This window comes from Bradyrhizobium sp. STM 3566 (genome assembly GCF_045571445.1).
GTDB classification, from domain to species: domain Bacteria; phylum Pseudomonadota; class Alphaproteobacteria; order Rhizobiales; family Xanthobacteraceae; genus Bradyrhizobium; species Bradyrhizobium vignae.
On the sequence record NZ_CP120692.1, the window covers coordinates 4109938 to 4132378 of the forward strand.

Here is a 22441-nt window from a genome sequence, read left to right on the forward strand (position 1 = left end):
GCAGTTCCTGGCGTGATCAGGCGCGATGCAGCAGCTTGAGGGCGGCGGTCAGGCGCAGGCTGCGTCTGCCGACCAGCGCCGTTGCTTCCAGCACCGCCTGTTCGCTGTCATAGCTGCCGGAGAAGCCGATGCCGACCTCGTGGCCGCCGAAGATCGGATCGTCCTTGGCCGGCGTATGCTCCTGGTTGAGAATCTGGCCCTTCCAGCGGCCCTCCGCGGCGGTGTAGCTGCCGAGATAGTAGAACGATGCATCGCCGCCGAGGATGCGCCCCTGGTTGAGCAGCATCACGCCCGTGAGTCCGCCGTCGATGCCGTCGAGCATCCGCAGACGGATCGAATAGAGACCGTCGGCGATGCCTGCTTCGCCAACGCCGTCGCCGATCGGCACCTCCTCGTCGGTGATCGGCGTCATCACCGACTGAAAGGGCACGCCGGGCAGCTCCTTGAGCTCGCCCTTGAAGCGATAGAGATCGCCGTCAGCCCAGCCCCTCGCGATCAATGTCGCATCGTCGGTGCCGGCCATGGCGCGGTAGTTCGGATCGGGGTTGTGACGGACGGTCTTGATCACGACGTCGACCCCGCTGTCGGTCTTGTCGTAGGTGCCGATATGGGCGAAGGCCGAATTGCCGCCGAGCATCTTGCCATCGCCGGCATGCATCACGCCCCGGCCGACGGCATCGCCGAGTTGAAATCTCACCTTGTAGAAGCCTTCAAACACCAGGCGTATCCCCGGCCCTGCGCGCATCCAGGGCCACTCTATCCTGCTTTCGGCGGCAATGGACAAGTTTCGCAAAGCCGAGGTCGGCACGGACGGCAACGGCCTTCATCCAAATGCAAAAAATCCGCCGGAGCCTTCGCTCCGGCGGATTGAACGCCAACCCGGGCCAGCCCCCCGGCCCGGGCCGGGAGGATCTTAGGCCGCGGCCTTCTTATCGGTCGGCACGGACGCGATCGTCTTCAGGATCTGCGAGGCGATCTGGTAGGGGTCGCCCTGCGAGTTCGGACGGCGGTCTTCCAGATAGCCCTTGTAGCCGTTGTTGACGAAGGAGTGCGGAACGCGGATCGAAGCGCCGCGGTCGGCCACGCCGTAGCTGAACTTGTTCCACGGCGCGGTCTCGTGCTTGCCGGTCAGACGCTTATCGTTGTCCGGGCCGTAGACGGCGATGTGATCCATCAGGTTCTTCTCGAAGGCAGCCATCAGCGCCTCGAAATACTCCTTGCCGCCGACTTCGCGCATATAGGCGGTCGAGAAGTTGGCGTGCATGCCCGAGCCGTTCCAGTCGGTGTCGCCGAGCGGCTTGCAGTGGAATTCGATGTCGATGCCGTACTTCTCGGTGAGGCGCAGCATCAGGTAGCGGGCCATCCACATCTGGTCGGCAGCGGTCTTGGAGCCCTTGCCGAAGATCTGGAATTCCCACTGGCCCTTGGCGACTTCCGCGTTGATGCCTTCATGGTTGATGCCGGCAGCGAGGCAGAGGTCGAGATGCTCCTCGACGATCTTGCGGGCGACGTCGCCGACGTTCTTGTAGCCGACGCCGGTGTAGTACGGGCCCTGCGGCGCCGGATAGCCGGCCTCGGGGAAGCCGAGCGGGCGGCCGTCCTTGTAGAAGAAGTATTCCTGCTCGAAGCCGAACCAGGCGCCGGCGTCGTCGAGAATGGTGGCGCGCTTGTTGGACGGATGCGGGGTCTTGCCGTCGGGCATCATGACTTCGCACATCACCAGCACGCCGTTGGTGCGCGCACCATCCGGGAACACCGCGACCGGCTTCAGCACGCAATCGGAGCTGTGGCCTTCGGCCTGCTGGGTGGAGGAGCCATCGAACCCCCAGAGCGGAAGCTGCTCGAGCGTCGGGAACGACGCGAATTCCTTGATTTGAGTTTTGCCGCGCAAATTCGGAGTCGGCGTATATCCGTCGAGCCAGATGTACTCGAGCTTGTACTTGGTCATTGAGCCTCTCTGTTGATGATGCGAAAGGTGGGGTTGAGAGCCCCGCACGTTTGTACCCGGCCATCATCGGCCGGCCCTTCCCAAGCATTTTGCGTGCCAAAAGGCCGCAGCGCGGAGGGTTTTCCACGGCCGCGGGCCTCGCCTCGCGGCCGGCCGGCCGGCCACAGCGGCATGCGTCATAGCGGCGCACCATTGCGTGAAGGTGCACCGCAAAAACCCTGCGGAAAACGCCTGATTCTGGAGCAGGCTGACGCTAGCCGAATGCTGCCGATCAAACGCGCATCAACGTCCGGCAATTTTCGCAAAGCCATTGGCCCGTCCCTAGCAACCTTTGGAATGGCCCGGGCGTTAGCCACTCACGCGGTGCCTTGGGGGGTGCAGGTAGGTGCGTGCCTACAAATTAGGCGGAAACTGATTTCCTTTTTAGCACTTCCCAATCGGGGAAGCGCGGCCGATATGGGGATTCCAGTAACCACAATCGAACGAGTCGGGCGCACCATGGAGGCCAAGGCGCTTCGACCAAGGAGAAATCGCAATGATGAACAATGGTCTGAGTCACGGATCTGCGAAGATCTACCAATTCCCCGTCGGCGGCCGTGCGGCTCTCGGCGGACGCCGTTACGACGAGACCCGCCTTTCCACCGATCACGGCCCGCTGCCCTCGAACGTCTCGATCTGCAGCGACAGCTGGTATCACCAGGATGCGGTCGACGAAGCCAAGCCGAAATGGGATCGCTGATGCCTGTAACCGGTTTGAAACCGCAGCGCTCTCGCAGCCGCCCGGCGGCAGTTCGAAAAGGGCCGAAACAACGTTGTTTCGGCCCTTTTTGATTCTTTTGCGAGCCACGCCGTTCAGATCACCGCGCAGGCCGTGACCGGCCGCTTCAGATGCTTGATCGTGGTGGCGCCGGCCTTCCCGATGATCAGCGTGATCCCCGCCCCCGAATAGCGCGCGCCAGAGACTGCCAGCCGCTTGGCGAGCGTGACAGGCTCGCCATCGATCTGAAGAAAGGCGCGCTTGTCGCCATCATAAAAGCCAACGATGAACTGAGTACCATCAGCGCAGCGGTAGGTCCGGAATGTCTGCGCATCAGCCTGCCGCGCGTTGATGCTTCCGACCGCCAGCATGGTGATCGCCAAAACAATGGCCTTGTGCCGGTCCATGATCGCCCCCTGTAATAGACCCCAAGGACGCCAACCGTGCATCCAGTGGAACCATAACCCAAGCCGATCCCATGTCAGACTCCCCTGCCCGCCATCTCGCCCTCCAAGGCGCCAGCAATTTTCGCGATCTCGGCGGTTATCCGACGACTGACGGCCGCACCACGCGCTGGCGCCACATCTTCCGCTCCAATCATCTCGGGCAGCTCACCGCTGCCGATGTCGAGATCGTCCGCGCGCTGGGCGTCCGCAGCGCATTCGATTTCCGTGGGCTGGAGGAGCGCGCGGCCGGCATCTGCGTCGTGAACGAGATCACGGTGCATTCGCTGCCGATCGAACCGACCGTCGTGGCCGCGCTACGCGCTGAACTCGCCCGGGGCACGTTGACCGCACCGGTCGCGCTCGAGCTCATGCGCGAGTCCTATCGCAACTATGTCCGCCACAATACGCACAGTTTTCGCGCGCTGTTCGGCCATCTGCTGGAAGACCGCGCGCCGCTCGTGATCCACTGCACTGCGGGCAAGGACCGCACCGGCTTTGCCAGCGCGCTGATCCTGCATGCGCTGGGCGTGCGCGACGATGTCATTGCCGAGGACTACCTCTTGACCAACCGGCACTACAAGCGTGACGCGTCAAACGCCTCTGATCTTCCGGCCGATGTTCTCGACGCGATCGGCAGCGTCGAGGCCTCGTACCTGGCGGCCGCTTTCGAGGCGATCGATAGCGAATATGGCGACCTCGAAACTTATCTGCGCGACGGGCTGAAGCTCGGCACGGCCGAGCGAACCGCATTGAAGGCGCGCTATCTGCAATCATAGGCTACGGCGCCGGGAGAACGATGATGCAAGACAAGGTCCTGATCGTGACCGGCGCATTCGGCGCGCTTGGCAGGGTGGTTGCGGAGACGGCACAGGCGCGCGGCGCGCGCGTTGCCGGCGTCGATCACGCGCTTTCGCAGAGTCCCGCGAAGCCTGAAAGCATCGCGATAGGCGGCGTCGATCTGTCCGACCCGGCGCAGGCGAAGACGGCGATAGATGCGGCGGCGAAGCATTTCGGCCGCCTCGACGCGCTGATCAACATCGCCGGCGGCTTCGCCTTCGAGACCGTCGGCGACGGCGACATCGCGACGTGGCAGCGCATGCATGCGTTGAATGTCCTGACCGCGCTCAACACCTCGCGCGCGGCGCTGCCGCACCTTCTCTCGTCCAAGGCTGGCCGCATCATCAATATCGGCGCGATAGGCGCGCTCCAGGCCGGCAGCGGCATGGGCCCCTATGCCGCGTCGAAAGCCGGCGTTCATCGCCTCACCGAAGCGCTCGCCCACGAATGGAAAGGTAAGATCACGGTCAACGCCGTGCTGCCTTCGATCATCGACACCAAGGCCAACCGCGCCGACATGCCAAAGGCGGACTTTTCCAAATGGGTGACACCGCAGGAGCTCGCAGAGGTGATCCTGTTCCTCGCCAGCGATGCCGCCAGCGGCATTACCGGCGCGCTGATCCCGGTCGGCGGCCGGGTGTAGCGCTTTTAGGCCGAAACGTCGGGGCGCCTCGGGATTCAATCGGACCCGCGAAGGCTCTAGACTGCGCGCAACTGATTCTTCGATCGGACCACCCGTGGAAACCGCGCTCTATCTCCCCGTCAAACGCTTCCTCGAAGAGCTCGGCTTCACGGTCAAGGGCGAGGTCGGTGGCTGCGATCTCGTCGGCCTCAGTGCCGACGATCCGCCCATCGTGGTGATCGGCGAGCTCAAGCTCGCCTTCAATCTCGAGCTGATCCTGCAGGCGGTCGATCGCGCACCGGCCGGCGACGAGGTCTGGATCGCGGCGAAGATGTCAGCGCGCGGCAAGGGACGCGAGAGCGACGCACGCTATCGCAATCTCTGCCGCCGCCTCGGCTTCGGCATGCTCGGGGTGACCGACCGCGGCCAGGTCGAGGTGCTGGTGAAGCCGCCAACCGCGGCGCCGCGCCGCGAGCCGAAAGTGCGCTCGCGACTCGTTGCCGAGCATCAGCGCCGGCAGGGTGACCCGGTGCCCGGCGGCAGCACCCGCGCACCAATCATGACGGCCTATCGGCAGCAGGCGCTGGCCTGCGCATCAGAGCTCGCGACAGGTCCGCGGCCCGTACGCGAGCTGCGCGTCCGTTGTCCCGATGCCGGCAAGATTTTGCTTAACAATGTGTATGGCTGGTTTGAACGCGCTGAGCGGGGAATCTACCGGCTCACCGAAGCTGGACACGCTGCCCTGAAACGCTGGCCCCAGCAGCGGGTGGAGGTCGGCGCAGGTGCTGCGTCACCGCCATGACACCCGACCGGTGCATAGCTGAGCTGCCACACCAATTACATATTGCAATGCAACATTCGCGGCACTAGGTATCCCGGCATCAAAACGAGGCCGTTATGAGCGCAGACTGGAATACCAAATATGGCACGCGGCGCGTGCGCCACGATCCGCCCACCCTGGACGAGGCGATCTTCGCCGCTGTCGGCATCACCGACGACCAGGCGCAGCAGGCGGAGATCGCCGCCGCCTTGATGGGGATGCCGCTCGACATCGTGCAGGCCGAGGTGAAGAAGCAAGCCCGCGCCAACAGCCGCCTCACGGCCACGCGGGTGATCGCCGGTGAACAGGGCGCGCAGCGCTCGGTCGTGGTCGAGCGTCGCGTGGTCCGCCGTTTCGGCATTGACAAGCGCACCGGCACGTAAGCCTTCATCTTTCGACCCGGAAATACGAAAGCGGACCGGTTTTACCGGTCCGCTTTTTGATTCCCGTCCGTGATTGGGCTACGCGGCACGATTGCCGTACATGCTTGAGATCAGCTTCCAGCAAGTGCTGTTGAAGCTGAGAAGAGCGCGCCCGGCCATGAAGGGCGAAGCCGCGAGATCAGCGAGCTCGGCCTCAGGCGTCTTGGCGAGGTCGATCGTACCGGTCGATTCGCCGTGCCGGAAAGCCAGATGTGCCCCGAACTTCCGGGCGAGCGCCCGCATCGCGTGATTTTCGGCGCCCGTCGTGATGCGCAACTGCTTGTAGCCTTTCCAGCGCGCCTCCGCGATCAGCCGGCGGAACAGCACGGTGCCGACGCCTTGGCGGCGCGTGGAGGCTTCGACGCTGAAGGCGACTTCGGGCAGCGAATCGTCTTCCGGCGGATGCAGTTCGGCCGCGCCGCGCACCACGCCATCGACGATATAGGCAACGATCACGGTGCCGTCCTCGGCGCAGCGGGCGGCGTAACGCTCGATGAAGCTGTCGTCGAGAAAGCCGTTGAAACGGTCGTGCCGGCTGCCGGCATCGAGTCTGAGCAGGTGATCGCGCAGAAGCGGCAATTCTTCCTGCTGGATCAGGGTTCGCACATAGCCCGGGGCGGTGCGGACGGTCTCTTCAAGTACCACGTCAAAACTCCTCTTGGTGTCCCTCGAGGAGGCGTTCGAATCCCTAGGTCCCCTATATTGTGCATCGCACCATGATTTTCAAGACGGAAACCTGCCCAACTTCGAGGCAGCGAAAGCGACCAATTCGTTAATGAAATCAAAGTCTCGTAGGCTTACAGCACCAGCTGCGTCTGGGTCACCACGGCGACCAGCTTGCCGTCCTCCGTCTCCAGCCGGGTGGTCCAGATCTGGGTCCGCCGGCCACGATGGACCGGGGTGGTCGTGGCAATGATTGTGGTTCCCTCCTTGGCCCCACCGATGAAATTGGTCTTGCTCTCCAGCGTGGTGGTGCCTTTGGCGTCCTCGGGGAGATTGATCACGGTCGCTGCCGCGCCGACGGAATCGGCCAGCGCCATCACCGCCCCGCCATGGATGGTGTGATGAAGTGTGCAGAGATCGGGCCGGACCGTCATCCGCGCCACCACGCGGTCCTTCTCGGCCTCTATGAACTCGACGCCCTTGAGCTCGGCGAACGGCATCTTCATCGCTTTGAGTTTCTCGAGCGGCGTCATCGGATCTCCTCCCAATTGCTTGTTGTCTCAGCGTGAATTGCTTCGCACCGTAAAGCAATGACGTCCGAGGTAATGGTACTCGTGATATCGGCACTCAGCGCCAATACCCTCGTGTTCCCGAACGCGCTGCAACGCCGGAGCGCGTCGAAGACGCGCGTAAACGCGCTAATGGCGTTGCTGCGCAGAGCCGGGACCATCTCGCGACGGATTTCGGTTCCGCGTGGGCCCCGGCTCTGCAGCGCACCGCTAAGAAGCGCTGCGCTGCGTCCGGGGCACAAGATTTTCCTCACGTCACCGCGTTCATGACCTGATATTCCGGCCGGCGCCACACCCCGCCCGCGATCACCTCCTCGATGATCTCCGCCGCCCGCACGATCTCGCTTTCGCCAATGTACAGCGGCGTGATCCCAAACCTCATGATGTCGGGCGCGCGGAAATCGCCGATGACGCCGCGGGCAATCAGCGCCTGCATGGCGGCGTAGCCGTCATCGAAGGCGAAGGAGACCTGGGAGCCACGCTGCCCATGCGCGCGCGGCGTCGCCAGCTTCAAGGACGGGCAACGTCGCTCGATCTCGCCGATCAGGAGGTCACCGAGCGCCAGCGAGCGCGCGCGAACCTCCTGGATGTCGACCCTGTCCCAGATGTCGAGGGAGGCCTCCAGCGCCGCCATCGCCAACACCGGCGGGGTGCCGACGCGCATGCGCTCGACGCCGCCGGCCGCCGCATAGGCGAGATCGAACGCAAACGGTTTTGCGTGGCCCATCCAGCCGGACAGAGCGGCACGCGCGCTGTCGGCATGGCGCGGCGCGACATAGAGGAAGGCGGGCGCGCCGGGACCGGCGTTGAGATATTTGTAGGTGCAGCCGGCGGCGAAATCGGCGCCGCAGCCGGAAAGATCAACTGGCAGCGCGCCGGCGGAATGGGCGAGATCCCAGACCGTGACGATGCCGAGCGCATGCGCTTTCGCGGTCAGCTTCCCCATGTCGTGGCGGCGGCCGGTGCGGTAATCCACCTCGGTAATGTAGAGCACCGCGATCTCTTCCGACAGCGCGGCCTCGATCTCCTCCGGCGCCACCAAGCGCAATTGATGGCAGCGCCCGAGCGTCGTGATCAGGCCCTCGGCCATGTAGAGGTCGGTCGGGAAGTTGCCGGTGTCCGACAGGACGATCTTGCGGGATGGGGTCATGTCGAGCGCGGCGGCGAGTGCCTGATAGACCTTCAGGGACAGCGTGTCTCCGACCATCACCGAGCCGGCTGCAGCACCGATCAACCGTGCGATACGATCGCCGACGTGGCGTGGCTGGACATACCAGCCTGCGGTGTTCCAGGCGCGGATCAGCTCGTTGCCCCACTCTTCGGTGATCACGCGATTGACCCGCTCGGCAACGCCCAGCGGCAGCGCACCAAGCGAGTTGCCGTCGAGATAGATCATTCCGTCAGGCAAATGGAACAGTGCCTTGGTGTCGTCATAGACGCGAAGCCTGGTCATGGACATCCCTACAGAATCGTACGCACGCGCCAGAGTTCGGGAAACAGCTCGACCTCCAGCATGCGCTTGAGATAGCTGACCCCGCCAGTGCCGCCGGTGCCGCGCTTGAAACCGATGACGCGCTCGACCGTGGTCACATGATTGAAGCGCCAGCGGCGGAAATAGTCCTCGAAATCGACCAGCTTCTCGGCCAGTTCGTAGAGCATCCAGTGCGTCTCCGGCGCCTCGTAGACGATACGCCAGGCCTGCAGCACGCCTTCGTTGAAGCTGTGGGTCTCACGGACGTCGCGCGCCAGCACCGCTGGCGGCATTTTCAGTCCATTGCGGTCGGCGAGCCGCAGCACCTCGTCATAGAGGCTTGGCGTGGCGAGTTCGGTTTCGAGCAGCTTCGTCGTCTCCGCATCGTGCGCATGCGGCTTCAGCATGGCGTGGTTACGATTGCCGAGCAGAAATTCGATCAGCCGGTATTGGCGCGACTGGAAGCCCGAGGATTGCCCAAGCTGCGAGCGGAAACGGGTATATTCGCTGGGCGTCATGGTGCGCAGCACGTCCCAGGCGTTGTTGAGCTGTTCGAAGATCCGCGACATCCGCGCCAGCATCTTCATCGCGGGCTGCACCTCATCCCGTGAGATCGCATGGCGCGCGGCGCTGAGCTCGTGGATGGCGAGCCGCATCCACAGCTCCGTAGTCTGATGCTGGATGATGAACAGCATCTCGTCATGCGCTTCCGACAGCGGATGCTGCGCGCCAAGAATCGCATCCAGCGCCAAGTAGTCGCCATAGGACATACGCCGGGCGAAATCGGTCTCGGCGCCTTCGCTGGTAGGATCGTAATCGCTGGACGTCATGACAGGTCCTTTCGATCGATCTCGCCCGGCTTTGCTCAATCGAGGCCGATCAGGCGGGCGGTGATCGGTGAAGACGGGTCCTTCAGCCCGTCGATCACAGTAAAATGGTTGAGGCCGGGCTCGACGACGAGGCGGGTCGGCACGTCAAAGCCGGTCCAGATATTGGCCATCAGATCGGACTGACGGATGAATTCGGGCCGCTCGCTGCCACCGACCCAGGCGGTCACCGGCGAATGCCCGCGCGGCAGGTGCAGCGCCGCACTTTCGAGCGTCGCCTCCTCCATGGTCATGCGCAGCGTCTCGTTCATCTTGGTCTTGAGCAGCGGACGCAGGTCATGCAGGCCGCTGATCGAGAGCGTCCCGACGATGCGGTCGTAGACGGCGGACTCGAGCCGGCTGTCGTCGCACAGCATGCGCGTGACGAGATGCCCGCCGGCAGAATGGCCAGCGAGCCGGATCGGTCCTGAGACGAGCGATGCCGCTTTGGCGATCGCGGCAGCGATTTCTGCTGTGATATCGGAGATGCGTGCGGCCGGCGTCAGCGTGTAGCTCGGCAGCGCGACCGTCCAACCATGATGCCGCGCGCCTTCGGCGAGATCGGTCCAGGTCGATTTGTCGAAGCGCATCCAGTAGCCGCCATGGACGAACACGACGAGGCCCTGGCTGTCGCCGTCAGGCAGGACCAGGTCGAGCTTCTGCCGCCCGCCGGTGCCATAGGCGATGTCGGGGCGAATGCCCCTCAGCCCGGCGCGGTAGGCCGCCGCCCGCTCCACCCACAGCGCAGGCATCTTGTCTGAGCCCGGGATATGGGCCGAATTGGCATAAGCGTCATCCCAATCGCGCATCGTTGCTCCCGAGGACTCGTCCAGCGAACCGGACACCAGTCTGCCACCGGTACGGCCGGCATCCTAGTGTTTATTTTAAGCTTAAAGCATTCGAGAGGAGCCCATCGATTGGACAGGCGACGACTGACCCGTGCGTTTCCCGGGCGCAGCGCAGCGTGCAACGATGCGCTGCTGAACCGGGGTCTAGTGCATGCGGCGACATGGGTCCGGCTCTGCGGAGCACCACGCGGAACGACGCTTCGCATCGTCCGCGCGCTGCACCCGCGTCCGGGACACCAAACTACGCCTTCTCCACCCCGCACCACTCGGCGATGAACAGTGCCATCGCCTTGGTCGCCTTCTTCAGCGACTCAAGCTCGACAAACTCGTTGAAGCCGTGCATCTCGCCTCCGCTTGCGCCAAAACACAGACTTGGAATGCCGTGGTTGAGACCGTAGAAGCGGGTGTCGGTGAGCGCGGTGAAAACGAGGTCCTCGACCGCGCCGCCATAGACCTTGTTGAAGGCCTTGCCGAACGCAGCCTCAGGCTCCGCGGCATTGGTCAGCTCATAGCCTTCCGACAGGAAGCCCGACCATTCGATCTGCGGCGGATTGTTGGCGAGGAAGGGGTGGTTACGCGCAGCGGCAGCGACGCAAGCCATGATCTCCTTCTGGTGATCGGCGATCGACCAGCCCGGCAATACGGCAATCCGACAGTCGACGTCGCACCAGGCCGGCACGCTCGAGGCCCAGTCGCCGCCCTTGATGATGCCGGGGTTGAAGTTGATGGGATGGTTGAGTGTCTTGAAGTGGCGATCGGCCTTGGCGCGCTCGTTCCATTCGATCTCGAGCTTTTGCAGCGCCTGGATCAGATGATACGCCGCCATGATTGCGTTCGCGCCGGAACCTGCAAAGGCGACATGGGTCGGGTGCCCCTTCACGCGCAGACGAAACCAGATCACGCCGACCTGTGAGCGCACCATCTTCCCGCCCGTCGGCTCGGGAATGAAGCAGGCATCCGCGCGGTAGCCGCGCTGCAGCGTGGAGAGCGCGCCGACGCCGGTGCTCTCTTCCTCGATCACGGATTGGAAGTGGATTCGTGCCGTCGGCTTGAAGCCAGCGGCCTTGATCGCATCGAGTGCGTAGAGGGCGCCGATCGTGCCCGACTTCATGTCGTAGGCACCGCGGCCAAACATCTTCCCGTCCTTGATGACGGGTGAAAACGGCGGGGTATCCCACAATTCCAGCGGACCCGCCGGCACCACGTCGCAGTGGCCCTGCAGGATCAGCGATTTGCCGACGCTGGTTTGCGGACGGTAGGTGCCCACCACCGAACGCGCCTTGGAGAAATCGTGCTCGATCGAGCCGAAGCCGCGCAGATCCTTGAGGTCGTCGATGTTGATGTGCCAGTCGTCGACCTCATAGCGGCGTTCGCGCAGGAGGTCTCCGATCATGTCCTGGCACGGCCCCTCGGCCCCGCGGGTCGAGGGGATCGCGACGAAATCACGTGTGGTCGCAAGCTGGGCTTCGAAGCCGGCATCGACGGCATCAAGAATCCTCTGCTGCGTTTCGGCATTCATCAGGCAACTCCAATCGGGCATTCAGATCATCGATGGAGCGCAAGCTAGCCGATTTCAGCCGTTCGGGTACTCCACAGAATAAGCATCCCGCAATGCATCTTCGAGCAGTCGGCCTTCTGAATAGCCATTGAGCGTCGCAGGGCGCGTAACACCCTCGAGGAGGCGCGGGCAAGGTTCCGGCGCGCCGAGCACCGTGCGCACCGGAATGCGCTCGGCATAGATTGGCAACGGATAGTCCTCGTCGTCGTCAGCGACACCCTTGGCGCGGATCTTGGCCGAGGCTTCTTCGATCTCCATCGCAATGAAGGACGTTGCCTTGATCTCCTGCGTAGTGCTCTGTCGCAGGCCGGCGGTACGATCCGGGAAGAAGCGATCGACCATCGCGATCACCGCCCGCTCCTTCTCCTCGGGATCGGTGACGAGATAGGCCGTGCCGAACGCCATGACTGCGCGGTAGTCGGCGGAATGATTGAAGCCGCAGCGCGCCAGCACGAGGCTGTCGAGATGGGCGACCGTCAAGCAGACGCGCTCGCCCTTAGTCTGGTTGCGCAACATGCGGCTGGCGCTCGATCCGTGCCAGTAGAGCTTGGTGCCCTCCCGCCAGAAGAAGGTCGGCGTGCAATAGGGCTGGCCCTCGATCACATAGGAGACGTGGCACAGCATCGAGGAATCCAGGATGCGATGAACCGTATCGTGATCGTAGAAGCCGCGGTCGTGCCGGCGCTTCACCTGGTTGCGCGCCGATGTCGGATAGGAATTTGATGTCTCGGTCTGGCTCACGGCCGCTCCTGGTCGGATTGGATGAATTCCGAAGCAGTTGTAGCGGCACGTTTGGTCTGCGATAGTTCCAATTCCATGCAAAAAATTCCGACCAATTCTTCCTGCCGAGCCAAGGCCGAGCTTCCGCTCGACCTGACCGGGCCCCACGTCACGGCTGGCGCCTCCGCCGCGCACCGGCTCTATCAGGCGCTGTGCGAAACGATCGTCTCTGGCCTGGTCAAGCCCGGGGAGTCGCTGCCGCCATCGCGGACGTTGGCCAGGCAGACCGGCTTCCGGCGCAACGCCGTCGTCACCGCCTATGAGCGCCTGATCGCCGACGGCTTTGCCGTCGCAACCGTCGGCTCCGGAACCTTCGTCGCAGCACGTATCCCCGCGAGGGGGGCCGAGACCAACAAGCCGAAGGTGGTTGTCGAAACACCGAGGCAAGGCGCGCTCGCGCTCGGCTGCACCCATATCGACGAGCGTGCGGTGCAACGCCTTCGCGCTTTCGTCGGCCGCCGCATGCGCGCGTTCGGGTCCGAGCACCTGCATTATGGCGATCCTCGCGGCAGCCGCGAGCTGCGTGCGGCGATCGCCGATCACCTGCTGTCGGCGCGCGGACTGCGCTGCGACCCCGATCAGATCATGCTGACGTCGGGCACGCTGCACGCGCTGCGCATCGTGCTGAGCGCGATCCTGAAGTCCAACGACCAGGTCTGGTGCGAGGACCCCGGCTATCCCGCCGCGCGAAAGACTATCGCGCATTGCGGCTATCGCGCCGTGCCTGTCGCCGTCGACGAGCACGGGATGCGTGTCGCCAAAGGCCGCATCGCGGCACCGTCGGCGCGCGCGGCCTACGTCACACCGTCGCACCAGTTTCCGCTGGGCGTGCAGATGTCGATGCCGCGGCGGCTCGAGCTTTTGGACTGGGCGAAGCAAGCCGGCGCATTCGTGCTTGAGGACGATTACGACAGCGAATTCCGCTATGACGGCGCACCGCTGATGTCGCTCGCCGGCATCGATCGCCTCCAGCGGGTGATCTACCTGGGCACGTTTGCCAAGACGCTGTTTCCGGGCCTTCGCATCGGCTATTGCGCCCTGCCCGAACGCCTGATCGCGGACGTGACGGCCGCGCGCGCGGCGCTCGATCGCTTTCCCGGCACACTGATGGAGGGCGCGGTGGCGGACATGCTCAATTCCGGCGCCTTCGCCGCGAACCTGAAGCGCGTGCGCAAACTCTATCGCGAGGCGCGCGATGTGCTCGCCGAAACGCTGGAAGTCGCATCCGATGGTGCGCTTTTGGTGCCAGTGCCCTCACAAGGCCTGCATCTCGTCGCCCGATTCGATCCCTCGGTCGATCCGGCGGTGGCAGCGCATGCCAAGCAAGCGGCCGGCACGGAAGGCTGGCTATTGGCCGACACCTATTCGCGCGGGCGTCCGCTGCCCGGCTTCGTGCTGGGATTTTCCGGCCACCCGGTTCCACAGCTCGTGACCGCCGCCGAACGTCTCGCGAAGGAATCGCGCGCAGCGTTGGGCGCAAGCCGAAAATCGGACCGCCGGGCGTGACGAAGCTTCACTATCAGAATCGCCTGCCGGTCCCTAAATTGCGGCATCGATGCCGGGACCTCACATCATGCTGCTTCGCCACGCAACCTGCCTCTCGCTGCTGATCTCCATCGCGCTTGCCTCAACGACACGCGCAGGGACTATTGGACGCGAGCAGGACATCGTCGATCTGAAGCTCGGCCAGCGTGTGCTCGTGGATGATGGAACCTGCCCCGCCGGCCAGGTCAAGGAAGTGCGCGGTGCGAAGATGACCGAAAAGGGAGTCTCGCGCACGAGTTCCTGCGTGCCGCGGCACGGACCGAAAATGAAATGATGATCTGAGAGGCTACTTCGCCGGATCGAACATGCACTGCAGCGTCGGTTTGGCAATCTTGGTGAAGGTCGGGCCGATCTCGCCCTGCTTGGAAGCCGGCACCCAATCGGTCTCGATGGTGGGCACGCCGGTTTCGCTGATGCCCCGCAGCAGCGCTTCGCGCAGATCGCGGTCCTCGACGGCCGCGGCGGCGTGGTCGTGCAGACAGCCGCAGACTTCCTCCGGATGCTCCCAGCGTCCGAGCATGCGCGGCGCGCACTGGCGCACGAATTCGGTGCGGGGATCGGGCAGTCTGGAGGGCGCGCGCACTTGCGCCTGAACGGAACTGATCGTCAGAACGGACACGAACGCTGCGGCGCAGAGACGAAGCAACATGATGGCTTTGCCGGCTATTGTGTGCGGTCAGAGGCGCGCGGCGACCATGATCGGCTGTGCGGCCGGGACCGTGACGGGCGAGCCGCTGTACTGGAAAGTGCCGACACCGGGGAGATCGCCGTCGGGCGAACCCGCAAATGAGGAGCCGGCGAGCACGAAACCGAAAGCAAGGATGAAGCCGAGCGCGCGCATGATCTTGTGTCCCAATTCGGTCGCCGGCGGTGCGCCGTCGTCGTTGTGACGCTGATAACCATGGGCGGTTTCGTGCGTGATGCGTGAAAAGCTGAAAATGGTTTCGTCTTCGTGAGAATTGTTTCGTCCCATTCAGGACGACGAAACAATTCTCGGAAAATGCCAGTCATTTCAGCAAGGTCTCGCTGCAGGTCAATGTGGCCTGCCAAGTTCCGGCGCCAGCACGGACGGCCGCCTTGCACAGGCGCCGTCATGCTCCCGCCGCGCGCGTTTCACATGCATTTTACTCTTTTCTGCTGAAAGGAGCGGCAAACGAGGGCTGGGTGCGATCGAACCGGGGGTGGTTCGGCGGCGACCCAAGCCATCGAAACCGAGACGCCCGGATCATCGGGCGCATTCACGTGAGGGATGGCCATCATGATGGCGGGAAATCGCGCAACGCCGCGGGATGCGGATCTACAGACCGATCGCGGAGAGCAATCGCCCATTCGCGGCAGCGCCGGCGAAATGGCGCTGCAATCGAGCCGCGGCTTCGAGGCCGCGCCGCAGATGTTCGTGCGGCTGACCGGTTCTCATCTTGCGAAGCCGTGCAATCGTCACTGAGAAAACGCGAACGCGTCACTGCGTGAAGAACTCGCCGCACTTCTGGACGTTCGCGTCCGCCGGCCCCCACGGCATGATCGGCACGGTCGAGGTCGAGTTCTTGGGCGAGCCTTCGATCAGCTTGTCCGAATAAACCATGTAGACCAGCACGTTGCGCTTGGCGTCGCAGCCGCGCACGATCTGCATCTTTTTGAAGAACAGCGACCGGCGCTGGCGGAACATGTCGTCGCCCTGCTCCATCTTGTGCTTGAACTTGATCGGACCGATCTGGCGACAGGCCAGCGAGATGTCCGAGACCTCCTCGGCAAGGCCGAGCCAGCCCTTGAAGCCTCCTTTCTCCGGCACGGTGAAGTGACAGGCGACGCCCTCGACTTCAGGATCATCGAGACCATAGGTCGCGAGCTTGTCGTTCGGGCTCATCCATTTGAACACGGTGGAGCGGCGGAAGATCAGATCAGGCTCATCGGCGGCGGACGCCGCCGCCATCGGCGCGGTCAGAATCAGCAGGAATAAAGCGAGGCCTTTCAAGCGGATGCTGGAAAGACCGGGGAAACGGGATGACATGAAGTTCTCCGGTAACAAGTTCCCGCAATGTAGGAACGCGAGCGACGATCAGGAAGGACGCGGACAGTCAGGCGCGGCCGCCGTTTACCGCTCCGTGAGGCTTTTTTGCTACGTCTTGAACAAAAGTAACTGACGGCAGAACCGCCCTGCTGGTGAACGCGTAGTCCCCTCTGAGACACTAACATCTGATTTGGATTATGGATTCGAGGATGAACAGCGTGAACGGTTCGGGTTCTGCCGCCAAGCCGGCGCGGCTGTGGCAGGTCGCCATCTTGACGGCGGCGGGTGCGATCGGCGCGACCAGCCAGGCAGACGCAGCGTTTTACTATTGGACGGACTATTCCGACGGGTCCTATTACGCCCAGCAGGATCGGCTTCCCGAAATACCGCGCCAGAAGCCGCAAAAGCGTGGCGTCGCAAGCAAGAAAGAAAGCCTCATCGAGAAGGAAGCCGGCACCAAGCCGCAAGGACCGCTCGTCATTGTCGTTTCGATCGACCGGCAGAAGGTGACGATCTACGACAGCAACGGCGTGTTCGCGGAATCCCCGGTTTCGACCGGCATGAAGGGCCACTCGACGCCGATGGGTGTTTTCAGCGTCATTCAGAAGCACAAATTCCACCACTCCAACATCTATAGCGGCGCGCCGATGCCGTACATGCAGCGGATCACCTGGTCCGGCGTCGCCATGCATGCCGGCGTGCTGCCGGGCTATCCCGCCTCGCATGGCTGCATCCGCATGCCGATGGCGTTCGCGATGAAGATGTGGAACTGGACTCGGATGGGTGCGCGCGTGATCGTGGCGCCGGGTCAGATGTCACCGCAGAGCTTTTCCCATCCCCTGCTCGCCTCCTTGCGCGTGCCGCCGCAGCCCGCGGCGAGCATCGAACCGCAGACCAATGTCAGCGACAAGGCCGACAAGGGCGCCGCCGAAATCAAGCCAGTCGAGACCAAGACGGCCAGCGCCGACAGCGTGCTCGACCTGCGCACCTCCGTCGGCCACGCCGTCATGTCGGATGTGACCACGGGCAATGCGCCCGCGCGCGACGAAGCCGCGGCACCGGCCGACAACGTCAAGACGGCCGAGGCATCTGATACGCCCAAGTCTGATACGCCCAAGTCTGATACGCCCAAGTCTGATGCGCTCAAGTCCCAGTCGCAAGATGCGGCCAAGCCAGCGAACGACGACAAGCCCGCCGAGAAGGTCGAGGCTGTCAAGACCGAGGCGGTGGACTCCGCGAAGACACCCAATGCACAAGCGACTGCTCCGGCGCTCGCCACCTCGCCCGATGCGAAAAAGGACGAGAACCGCGTTGCCGATCCTGCGCCGGCGACAAAGACTGATGCGCCCAAACGCGCCGGCCAGATCGCCGTCTTCATCAGCCGCAAGGATTCCAAGCTCTATGTGCGGCAGAATTTTGCGCCGCTGTTCGAGGTGCCCGTCACGATCGCCGCGAGCGACCGGCCGCTCGGCACGCATGTCTTCACCGCAGAAATCGACAAGGCCGATGCCAATGCACTGCGTTGGTCGGTGGTGTCGCTGCCCGTCGCCGCGCGTTCCGCGGCACGCGAGGATGACAGCCGCGTATCGCGCCGCCAGCGCGGCGCCGCCGTGATCCCCGTCGCTGCAAAACCGGTGCTCATGCCGGACAGCCCGGCTGAAGCCCTCGACCGCATCTCCGTGCCCGCCGACACCATGGCGAAGATCAACGAGATGCTGACGTCAGGCAGCTCAATCATCGTCTCCGACCAGGGCATCAACCAGGGCGAGACCGGCGAAGGCACCGATTTCATCGTCCGCCTGTACTAGCGCCCCTCGCAGTGTTCAATAACGCGTTGTTGACGAGCCCGCTCGCGCCGGCGGAGTAACATGCCTTCCGGATCATTTCGGGGGACGCCGTCATGATGAACCGCAGGACCATGCTCATCGCGGCGCTCGGCGGCACGCTCGCGCCCGTAACGCGCGCCCTCGCTGATGGTGGCATGAGCCGTATCTCGGCCTACGCCTTCTCCTTCCCCGCACTGTCAGGCGACGACATCCGCCTCGCCGCGTTCACCGGCAAGCCGCTGCTGGTGGTGAACACCGCCTCGCTCTGTGGCTACACTCCGCAATATGCCGGCTTGCAGGAGGTCTGGAACGAGTTTCGCGAGCGCGGGCTTACCGTGATCGGCGTGCCCTCCAACGATTTCGGTGGCCAGGAGCCCGGCGGCGCGAGTGAGATCATGCAGACCGCGCATCACCAATATGGTGTTACCTTCCCGGTTGCGGCGAAGGCCGTGGTGGTCGGTGCAAAAGCGCACCCCTTCTACAAATGGGCCGCTGAGGCGCGACCGAAGGAAGTTCCGCGCTGGAACTTCCACAAATACCTGATCGGCCGCGACGGCTATATCGCCGAGGTCTTTCCCTCCGCAGTCGAACCGGCCGACACGCGAATCAAAACGGCCATTGCCAGGGCGCTGGCCGATAGTTGACGCCGGCCCCATCCGGCTGGGCACAATTATGGCGGGCGGTCAAACAGCCGTTGCAATGGCGAGGGCCCACCATCTAGGCTAGGATCGTTTGGGGCAGGACGGTTTTTGCCGCAGGCGAAAAGCCGCGGCGGAACAACGGGATCAATCTCGAGGACAACACCATGCGTGTGGCGGCAGGACTGATTTTGGCAAGCGCGTTGTCGGTTGTGTTGACCGGCGCAGCATGGTCGCAGACACCGGCCGCGAAGCCCGCAGCCGCGGCACAAGCCGCACCGGCGGCTGCAGCGCCCGCTGCGGCTCCTGCGCCTGCAGCAGCTGCTCCGGCCCCAGCGGGCTTCGTCAATCCGCCCCCGCCGAAACAGGCGCCGCAGCCGGCGCGCGCGGCCTGCAATACGCCGGGCGCCCTCGGTGTCGCCCGCACCGTCGAGATCGACACCACGGGTGGCCCCGGCTTCGGCTTCGAGCATTTCAAGGAGCTCGATTTCCTGCGCGACCACGAGGTGGTGCTGACCTTCGACGATGGCCCTTGGCCGAAGAACACGCCTGCCGTGCTGAAGGCGCTCGCCGACGAATGCACCACAGGCATCTTCTTCTCGATCGGCAAGCACGCGACCTATGAGCCGGAGATCCTCAAGCAGGTCTACGCCGCCGGCCACACTGTGGGCAGCCACACATGGTCGCACGCCAATCTGAACAACAAGAAGCTTAACGAGGCGCAGCGCAAGGAAGAGATCGAGAAGGGCCTTTCCGCCGTGAAGTGGGCGCTCGGTGGTATCTCCCCCGCACCGTTCTTCCGCTTCCCGGCGCTGCAACATCCGCCGGAGATGGTCACCTATCTCGGCAACCGCAACATGGCGATCTTCTCCTGCGACATCGACTCCTTCGACTTCAAGGCCTCCAAGCCCGAGAAGGTGATCGAGACGGTGATGAAGAAGCTCGACAGCAAGGGCAAGGGCATCATCCTGATGCACGACTTCCAGAAGCACACTGCGGAGGCTCTGCCCGAGCTGCTCAAGCGGCTGAAGGCCGGCGGCTACAAGGTGGTGGCGATGCGCGCCAAATTCCCGGCCTCGACGCTGCCGGAATACGATCAGGAGCTGCTCAAGGACATCAAGCTGCCGACGGTGAGCCAGCGCCCGGTCAATTCCGTGGTGACGACCGTTTCCGAATAGAAGGCCGTTGTCTTTCCGTATCGAGGGCTACGTCATCGTGTCAGCGGACGGCATGCTGGCCGACGCCGATCACGTCATGCCCGACAGCCTGAAGTTCGAAGGGGACAAGCTGTTCTTCGAGCAGGCGCTCGAGCGCGCCGCGCTGATCGTGCATGGCCGGCACTCGCACGAGCAGCAGCCGAATTCGCCGAAGCGCAAGCGGCTGATCCTGACCCGCAAGATCAAGGACCTCACCGTCGATCCGGAGATGCCGAACGCGACGCTGTGGAATCCGGAGCATGCGAGCTTCGAGGCGGCCTGCGCCTTCGCGGACGTCGCCTCCGGCATGATCGCCATCATCGGCGGCCCGGTCGTGTTCGACATGTTCATGGACCGTTACGACACGTTCTGGCTGTCGGAGGCTCCGCACGTGTGGCTGCCCGGCGGTGAAGGCTGCTTTGTCGGCGTGCCCCAGCGGACGCCGCATGAGGTGCTGGCTTCGCATGGGATGAAGCCGGGCGCGCCGTACTTGCTCGATGCGGCGCATGACGTGACCGTGACGCCGTGGCGGCCGGGTTAGCCTCTCGGCATTGCCGACGTCGCTCACAGCGGGAGGTCAGTTTCAAAACTGGAAAAACAACCCCATGCAAAGTACCGGCAATATAATACCGCTATTTATCCCGGCGTTTCAGCAAGCTAAATTGGTCCCGCCGCCGGCCAGCGCAAAGCCGACTAGCATATTTGCCGAGACCCGATAATCGGCCCCGACGGCGGTGATGGCGCTATAGCCAGCGTCCGCGGCGCTGCGTCAATACGAGCCGGCCATTCAGAAACACCGCATCAATAGACTGAGACAAAAGCGCAAGACTGGACGGCTTCGGATCGAGGCTCCCGCCCGCGGGCGGCAGGATTCGTGGACGAACGAACCATTTCCTTTCGCCGGATGTAAACCTGCAGCGAGCATGATTGGTCCTGCGGGGCCCTTCCCGCTCCTTAACCACGATCAAGACGCGACCACCCACCAGCATGAGCGACGACGGTACGACGACAAATCCCCCAGACGGCTCCGGACTGACAGGTGATGCAGCCCCGATGTCATCCCTGCTACCGGCATTCGGCTTCACCGCCGATCAGATGGAGACCGATGCGAACGTCGCCGCCTGGCGGGAGGCTGTCGCCACGCTGTTCGAGGTCGACGAGCTCGCCGCCGACGAACCGGGTCCGTTTCGCGCCGACATCAGCTCCTACGCCATGGGGCCGGCGCTGATCGGGCTGAGCCGTGCCAGCGGCCAGCGCTTCCGCCGGACGGCTGAAACGATCGCGCGCAGCGGCGTGGACCACATCATCCTCCAGCTCTATCTGAAGGGCGGCTATGACGGCGTCGCGGGCACCCGGCCGATGCAGGTGCGCGCCGGCGACATCTGTCTGTTCGACCTCGCCCAGACCCTGGAGACCAAGGCGACGGCGTTCGAGAATGTCACGCTCGTCGTGCCGCGCCCGATGTTCGGCACCCATCTCCTGCGGGTCGACGATGTGCACGGCCTCGTCCTGCCGGGCAGCAGCGTGATCGCAAGGCTGCTGGCGGGACATCTCACCGCGCTGTTCGAATTTGCGCCGCGCATGACGCTCGACGAATGCCAATCGGTGGTCGAGGGCACGGTCTCGCTGCTGGCCGCCTGCCTGCGCAACGAGCTCGAACGCGGCGATGCCGATGCCGACCATACCATCGCTGCGAGCCCGTCCCTGATGCGGATCCGCCAATATATCGAGGCCGGACTTGCCCGTGAGGATCTATCCGCCAATTCGATCGCGGCGCATTTCGGCCTGTCCCGGGCGTCATTGTACCGGCTGTTCGCGCCGGTCGGCGGCATCGCCGATTACATCCGCAGCCGCCGGCTGCATCGCGCCTTTTTCGATCTCGCCAATTCGGGCGCACGTGGTCCGCGGATCAGCGAGGTCGCGCGGCGCTGGCAGCTCGGTTCCGACGCGCATTTCACGCGCTCGTTCAAGGCAGCCTATGGCATCACGCCCCGCGCCGCGCGCGAGGCGGCCTTGCTCGGGGTCCAGCGGGGCACGGATGGAGCAAGCAGCGCGACGATTTCCCGCTGGATGCGCGAGATCGCGCCTCCGAGAGCGGATTGATGGCTAGACGTCGCCGTAGGCCGCCTCAGCCGGGCGCGTCGTGCGGCCGTAGCCGATGATCATGCAGAGCGCGCCGATGATCGACAGGTTCTTGAGCGCGTCGACCAGCATCTTGGCGTTGTCCGGCGGAGTCTGGTTCCAGAAATCGTAGAACAGGACGGTCGCGACCGCGACGTAGATGATCAGCAGCATCGCGAAGAAGCGCGCGCCGAAGTTCAGCGCGATCATCAGCCCCGCAATGATCTCGAGCCCGCCGATCGCAATGGCCAGGAGCCGCGGCGTCGTCATGGCCGTCGCCGCCTCGATCTGCTTGGCATAGGGGGCGATGACGTCAGGTACGACCAGCTTGGCGGCGATGAGATCGGCGGTCGCCTGGATGGCAAAGAGCTTGGTTGCGCCCGTATAGACGAACAGCACCGCGAACAGGATTCGCCCGAAAGTCACGAACGCTGGCATGATCGGCCTCTTGGCAAAGCGCTACCGCAGGGAACGCTCGAGGGGATTATGAAGAGTCCGTT

At 63.9% G+C, this 22441-nt stretch carries 27 protein-coding genes; 13 read left to right on the forward strand and 14 right to left on the reverse strand.

Annotation, left to right across the window (positions count from 1 at the left end):
* Positions 1–16: 16 nt before the first annotated feature.
* Both P6U27_RS19850 and P6U27_RS19855 read right to left on the reverse strand, forming a co-directional pair.
* Positions 17–718, reverse strand: a complete 702-nt coding sequence (locus P6U27_RS19850) for a GrlR family regulatory protein (protein WP_407192372.1) — start codon at positions 716–718, stop codon at positions 17–19.
* A gap of 195 nt (positions 719–913) precedes the next feature.
* Entirely contained in the window at positions 914–1948 is a 1035-nt protein-coding gene (locus tag P6U27_RS19855) for a glutamine synthetase beta-grasp domain-containing protein (RefSeq protein ID WP_122403509.1), read from the reverse strand.
* A 535-nt stretch (positions 1949–2483) separates the two neighbouring features.
* Here P6U27_RS19855 and P6U27_RS19860 point away from each other — a divergent pair.
* Entirely contained in the window at positions 2484–2687 is a 204-nt protein-coding gene (locus tag P6U27_RS19860; RefSeq protein WP_122403510.1) for a DUF2735 domain-containing protein, read from the forward strand.
* 113 nt (positions 2688–2800) lie between these two features.
* Here P6U27_RS19860 and P6U27_RS19865 read toward each other — a convergent pair whose 3' ends face one another.
* Positions 2801–3112: an MliC family protein gene (locus tag P6U27_RS19865; RefSeq protein WP_122403511.1), complete on the reverse strand. Its 312-nt coding sequence runs from the start codon at positions 3110–3112 to the stop codon at positions 2801–2803.
* A gap of 71 nt (positions 3113–3183) precedes the next feature.
* Between P6U27_RS19865 and P6U27_RS19870 the strand changes: the two genes are divergently transcribed.
* From P6U27_RS19870 to P6U27_RS19885, 4 genes are all read left to right on the forward strand, one after another.
* The gene (locus P6U27_RS19870; protein WP_122403512.1) at positions 3184–3927 is read left to right on the forward strand and encodes a tyrosine-protein phosphatase; all 744 of its coding nucleotides are present in this window, start codon (positions 3184–3186) and stop codon (positions 3925–3927) included.
* 23 nt (positions 3928–3950) lie between these two features.
* Complete coding sequence (locus P6U27_RS19875; RefSeq protein WP_122406704.1) at positions 3951–4631, forward strand: SDR family oxidoreductase; 681 nt, start codon at positions 3951–3953, stop codon at positions 4629–4631.
* 94 nt (positions 4632–4725) lie between these two features.
* Entirely contained in the window at positions 4726–5412 is a 687-nt protein-coding gene (locus tag P6U27_RS19880) for a DUF2161 domain-containing phosphodiesterase (protein ID WP_122403513.1), read from the forward strand.
* A gap of 95 nt (positions 5413–5507) precedes the next feature.
* Positions 5508–5813, forward strand: coding sequence for a hypothetical protein (locus P6U27_RS19885; RefSeq protein ID WP_122403514.1), 306 nt, complete (start codon positions 5508–5510; stop codon positions 5811–5813).
* A 78-nt stretch (positions 5814–5891) separates the two neighbouring features.
* Here P6U27_RS19885 and P6U27_RS19890 read toward each other — a convergent pair whose 3' ends face one another.
* The 7 genes from P6U27_RS19890 to P6U27_RS19920 all read right to left on the reverse strand — a co-directional run bounded on the left by P6U27_RS19890 (position 5892) and on the right by P6U27_RS19920 (position 12568).
* Positions 5892–6497: a GNAT family N-acetyltransferase gene (locus P6U27_RS19890; protein ID WP_122403515.1), complete on the reverse strand. Its 606-nt coding sequence runs from the start codon at positions 6495–6497 to the stop codon at positions 5892–5894.
* A gap of 152 nt (positions 6498–6649) precedes the next feature.
* Positions 6650–7048, reverse strand: a complete 399-nt coding sequence (locus P6U27_RS19895; RefSeq protein WP_122403516.1) for a PaaI family thioesterase — start codon at positions 7046–7048, stop codon at positions 6650–6652.
* Positions 7049–7334: 286 nt separating this feature from the next.
* On the reverse strand, positions 7335–8537 hold the full coding sequence (gene kynU / locus P6U27_RS19900; protein WP_122406705.1) for a kynureninase: 1203 nt from the start codon (positions 8535–8537) through the stop codon (positions 7335–7337).
* Between the two features lie 8 nt (positions 8538–8545).
* Positions 8546–9385 carry a tryptophan 2,3-dioxygenase gene (kynA, locus tag P6U27_RS19905; RefSeq protein ID WP_122403518.1) on the reverse strand — a complete coding sequence of 280 codons (840 nt, stop codon included), beginning with the start codon at positions 9383–9385 and terminating at the stop codon, positions 8546–8548.
* Positions 9386–9420: 35 nt separating this feature from the next.
* Positions 9421–10230: an alpha/beta hydrolase gene (locus P6U27_RS19910; RefSeq protein WP_407192373.1), complete on the reverse strand. Its 810-nt coding sequence runs from the start codon at positions 10228–10230 to the stop codon at positions 9421–9423.
* Between the two features lie 280 nt (positions 10231–10510).
* Positions 10511–11788, reverse strand: coding sequence for an ArgE/DapE family deacylase (locus tag P6U27_RS19915; RefSeq protein WP_407192374.1), 1278 nt, complete (start codon positions 11786–11788; stop codon positions 10511–10513).
* Positions 11789–11842: 54 nt separating this feature from the next.
* Positions 11843–12568, reverse strand: a complete 726-nt coding sequence (locus P6U27_RS19920) for a pyridoxamine 5'-phosphate oxidase family protein (RefSeq protein WP_407122262.1) — start codon at positions 12566–12568, stop codon at positions 11843–11845.
* A 75-nt stretch (positions 12569–12643) separates the two neighbouring features.
* Here P6U27_RS19920 and P6U27_RS19925 point away from each other — a divergent pair, with 75 nt between their 5' ends.
* Together P6U27_RS19925 and P6U27_RS19930 are read left to right on the forward strand one after the other, a co-directional pair.
* On the forward strand, positions 12644–14113 hold the full coding sequence (locus P6U27_RS19925; RefSeq protein WP_407192375.1) for a PLP-dependent aminotransferase family protein: 1470 nt from the start codon (positions 12644–12646) through the stop codon (positions 14111–14113).
* A gap of 67 nt (positions 14114–14180) precedes the next feature.
* On the forward strand, positions 14181–14426 hold the full coding sequence (locus tag P6U27_RS19930) for a DUF6719 family protein (RefSeq protein WP_122403522.1): 246 nt from the start codon (positions 14181–14183) through the stop codon (positions 14424–14426).
* A 12-nt stretch (positions 14427–14438) separates the two neighbouring features.
* Here the strand turns inward: P6U27_RS19930 and P6U27_RS19935 are convergent, their stop codons facing one another.
* Positions 14439–14801 (reverse strand): hypothetical protein, encoded by a 363-nt coding sequence (locus tag P6U27_RS19935; RefSeq protein ID WP_122403523.1) that lies wholly within the window; start codon positions 14799–14801, stop codon positions 14439–14441.
* A gap of 27 nt (positions 14802–14828) precedes the next feature.
* On the reverse strand, positions 14829–14993 hold the full coding sequence (locus P6U27_RS19940) for a hypothetical protein (protein WP_407192376.1): 165 nt from the start codon (positions 14991–14993) through the stop codon (positions 14829–14831).
* 417 nt (positions 14994–15410) lie between these two features.
* Here P6U27_RS19940 and P6U27_RS19945 point away from each other — a divergent pair, with 417 nt between their 5' ends.
* Positions 15411–15596 (forward strand): hypothetical protein, encoded by a 186-nt coding sequence (locus P6U27_RS19945; RefSeq protein ID WP_407194463.1) that lies wholly within the window; start codon positions 15411–15413, stop codon positions 15594–15596.
* 15 nt (positions 15597–15611) lie between these two features.
* Here the strand turns inward: P6U27_RS19945 and P6U27_RS19950 are convergent, their stop codons facing one another.
* Positions 15612–16160, reverse strand: coding sequence for a CreA family protein (locus P6U27_RS19950; RefSeq protein WP_407122258.1), 549 nt, complete (start codon positions 16158–16160; stop codon positions 15612–15614).
* 209 nt (positions 16161–16369) lie between these two features.
* Between P6U27_RS19950 and P6U27_RS19955 the strand changes: the two genes are divergently transcribed.
* From P6U27_RS19955 to P6U27_RS19975, 5 genes are all read left to right on the forward strand, one after another.
* Positions 16370–17968 (forward strand): L,D-transpeptidase family protein, encoded by a 1599-nt coding sequence (locus P6U27_RS19955; RefSeq protein WP_407192377.1) that lies wholly within the window; start codon positions 16370–16372, stop codon positions 17966–17968.
* Positions 17969–18060: 92 nt separating this feature from the next.
* Positions 18061–18630 (forward strand): glutathione peroxidase, encoded by a 570-nt coding sequence (locus tag P6U27_RS19960; protein ID WP_407192378.1) that lies wholly within the window; start codon positions 18061–18063, stop codon positions 18628–18630.
* A gap of 161 nt (positions 18631–18791) precedes the next feature.
* Positions 18792–19802 (forward strand): polysaccharide deacetylase family protein, encoded by a 1011-nt coding sequence (locus P6U27_RS19965; protein ID WP_407192379.1) that lies wholly within the window; start codon positions 18792–18794, stop codon positions 19800–19802.
* Between the two features lie 7 nt (positions 19803–19809).
* On the forward strand, positions 19810–20361 hold the full coding sequence (locus tag P6U27_RS19970) for a dihydrofolate reductase (RefSeq protein WP_407192380.1): 552 nt from the start codon (positions 19810–19812) through the stop codon (positions 20359–20361).
* 446 nt (positions 20362–20807) lie between these two features.
* The gene (locus tag P6U27_RS19975; protein ID WP_407192381.1) at positions 20808–21923 is read left to right on the forward strand and encodes a helix-turn-helix domain-containing protein; all 1116 of its coding nucleotides are present in this window, start codon (positions 20808–20810) and stop codon (positions 21921–21923) included.
* A 3-nt stretch (positions 21924–21926) separates the two neighbouring features.
* On the opposite strand, the gene P6U27_RS19980 is transcribed toward P6U27_RS19975, so the two are convergent.
* On the reverse strand, positions 21927–22379 hold the full coding sequence (locus P6U27_RS19980; protein WP_122403529.1) for a DoxX family membrane protein: 453 nt from the start codon (positions 22377–22379) through the stop codon (positions 21927–21929).
* Between the last annotated feature and the right edge of the window lie 62 nt (positions 22380–22441).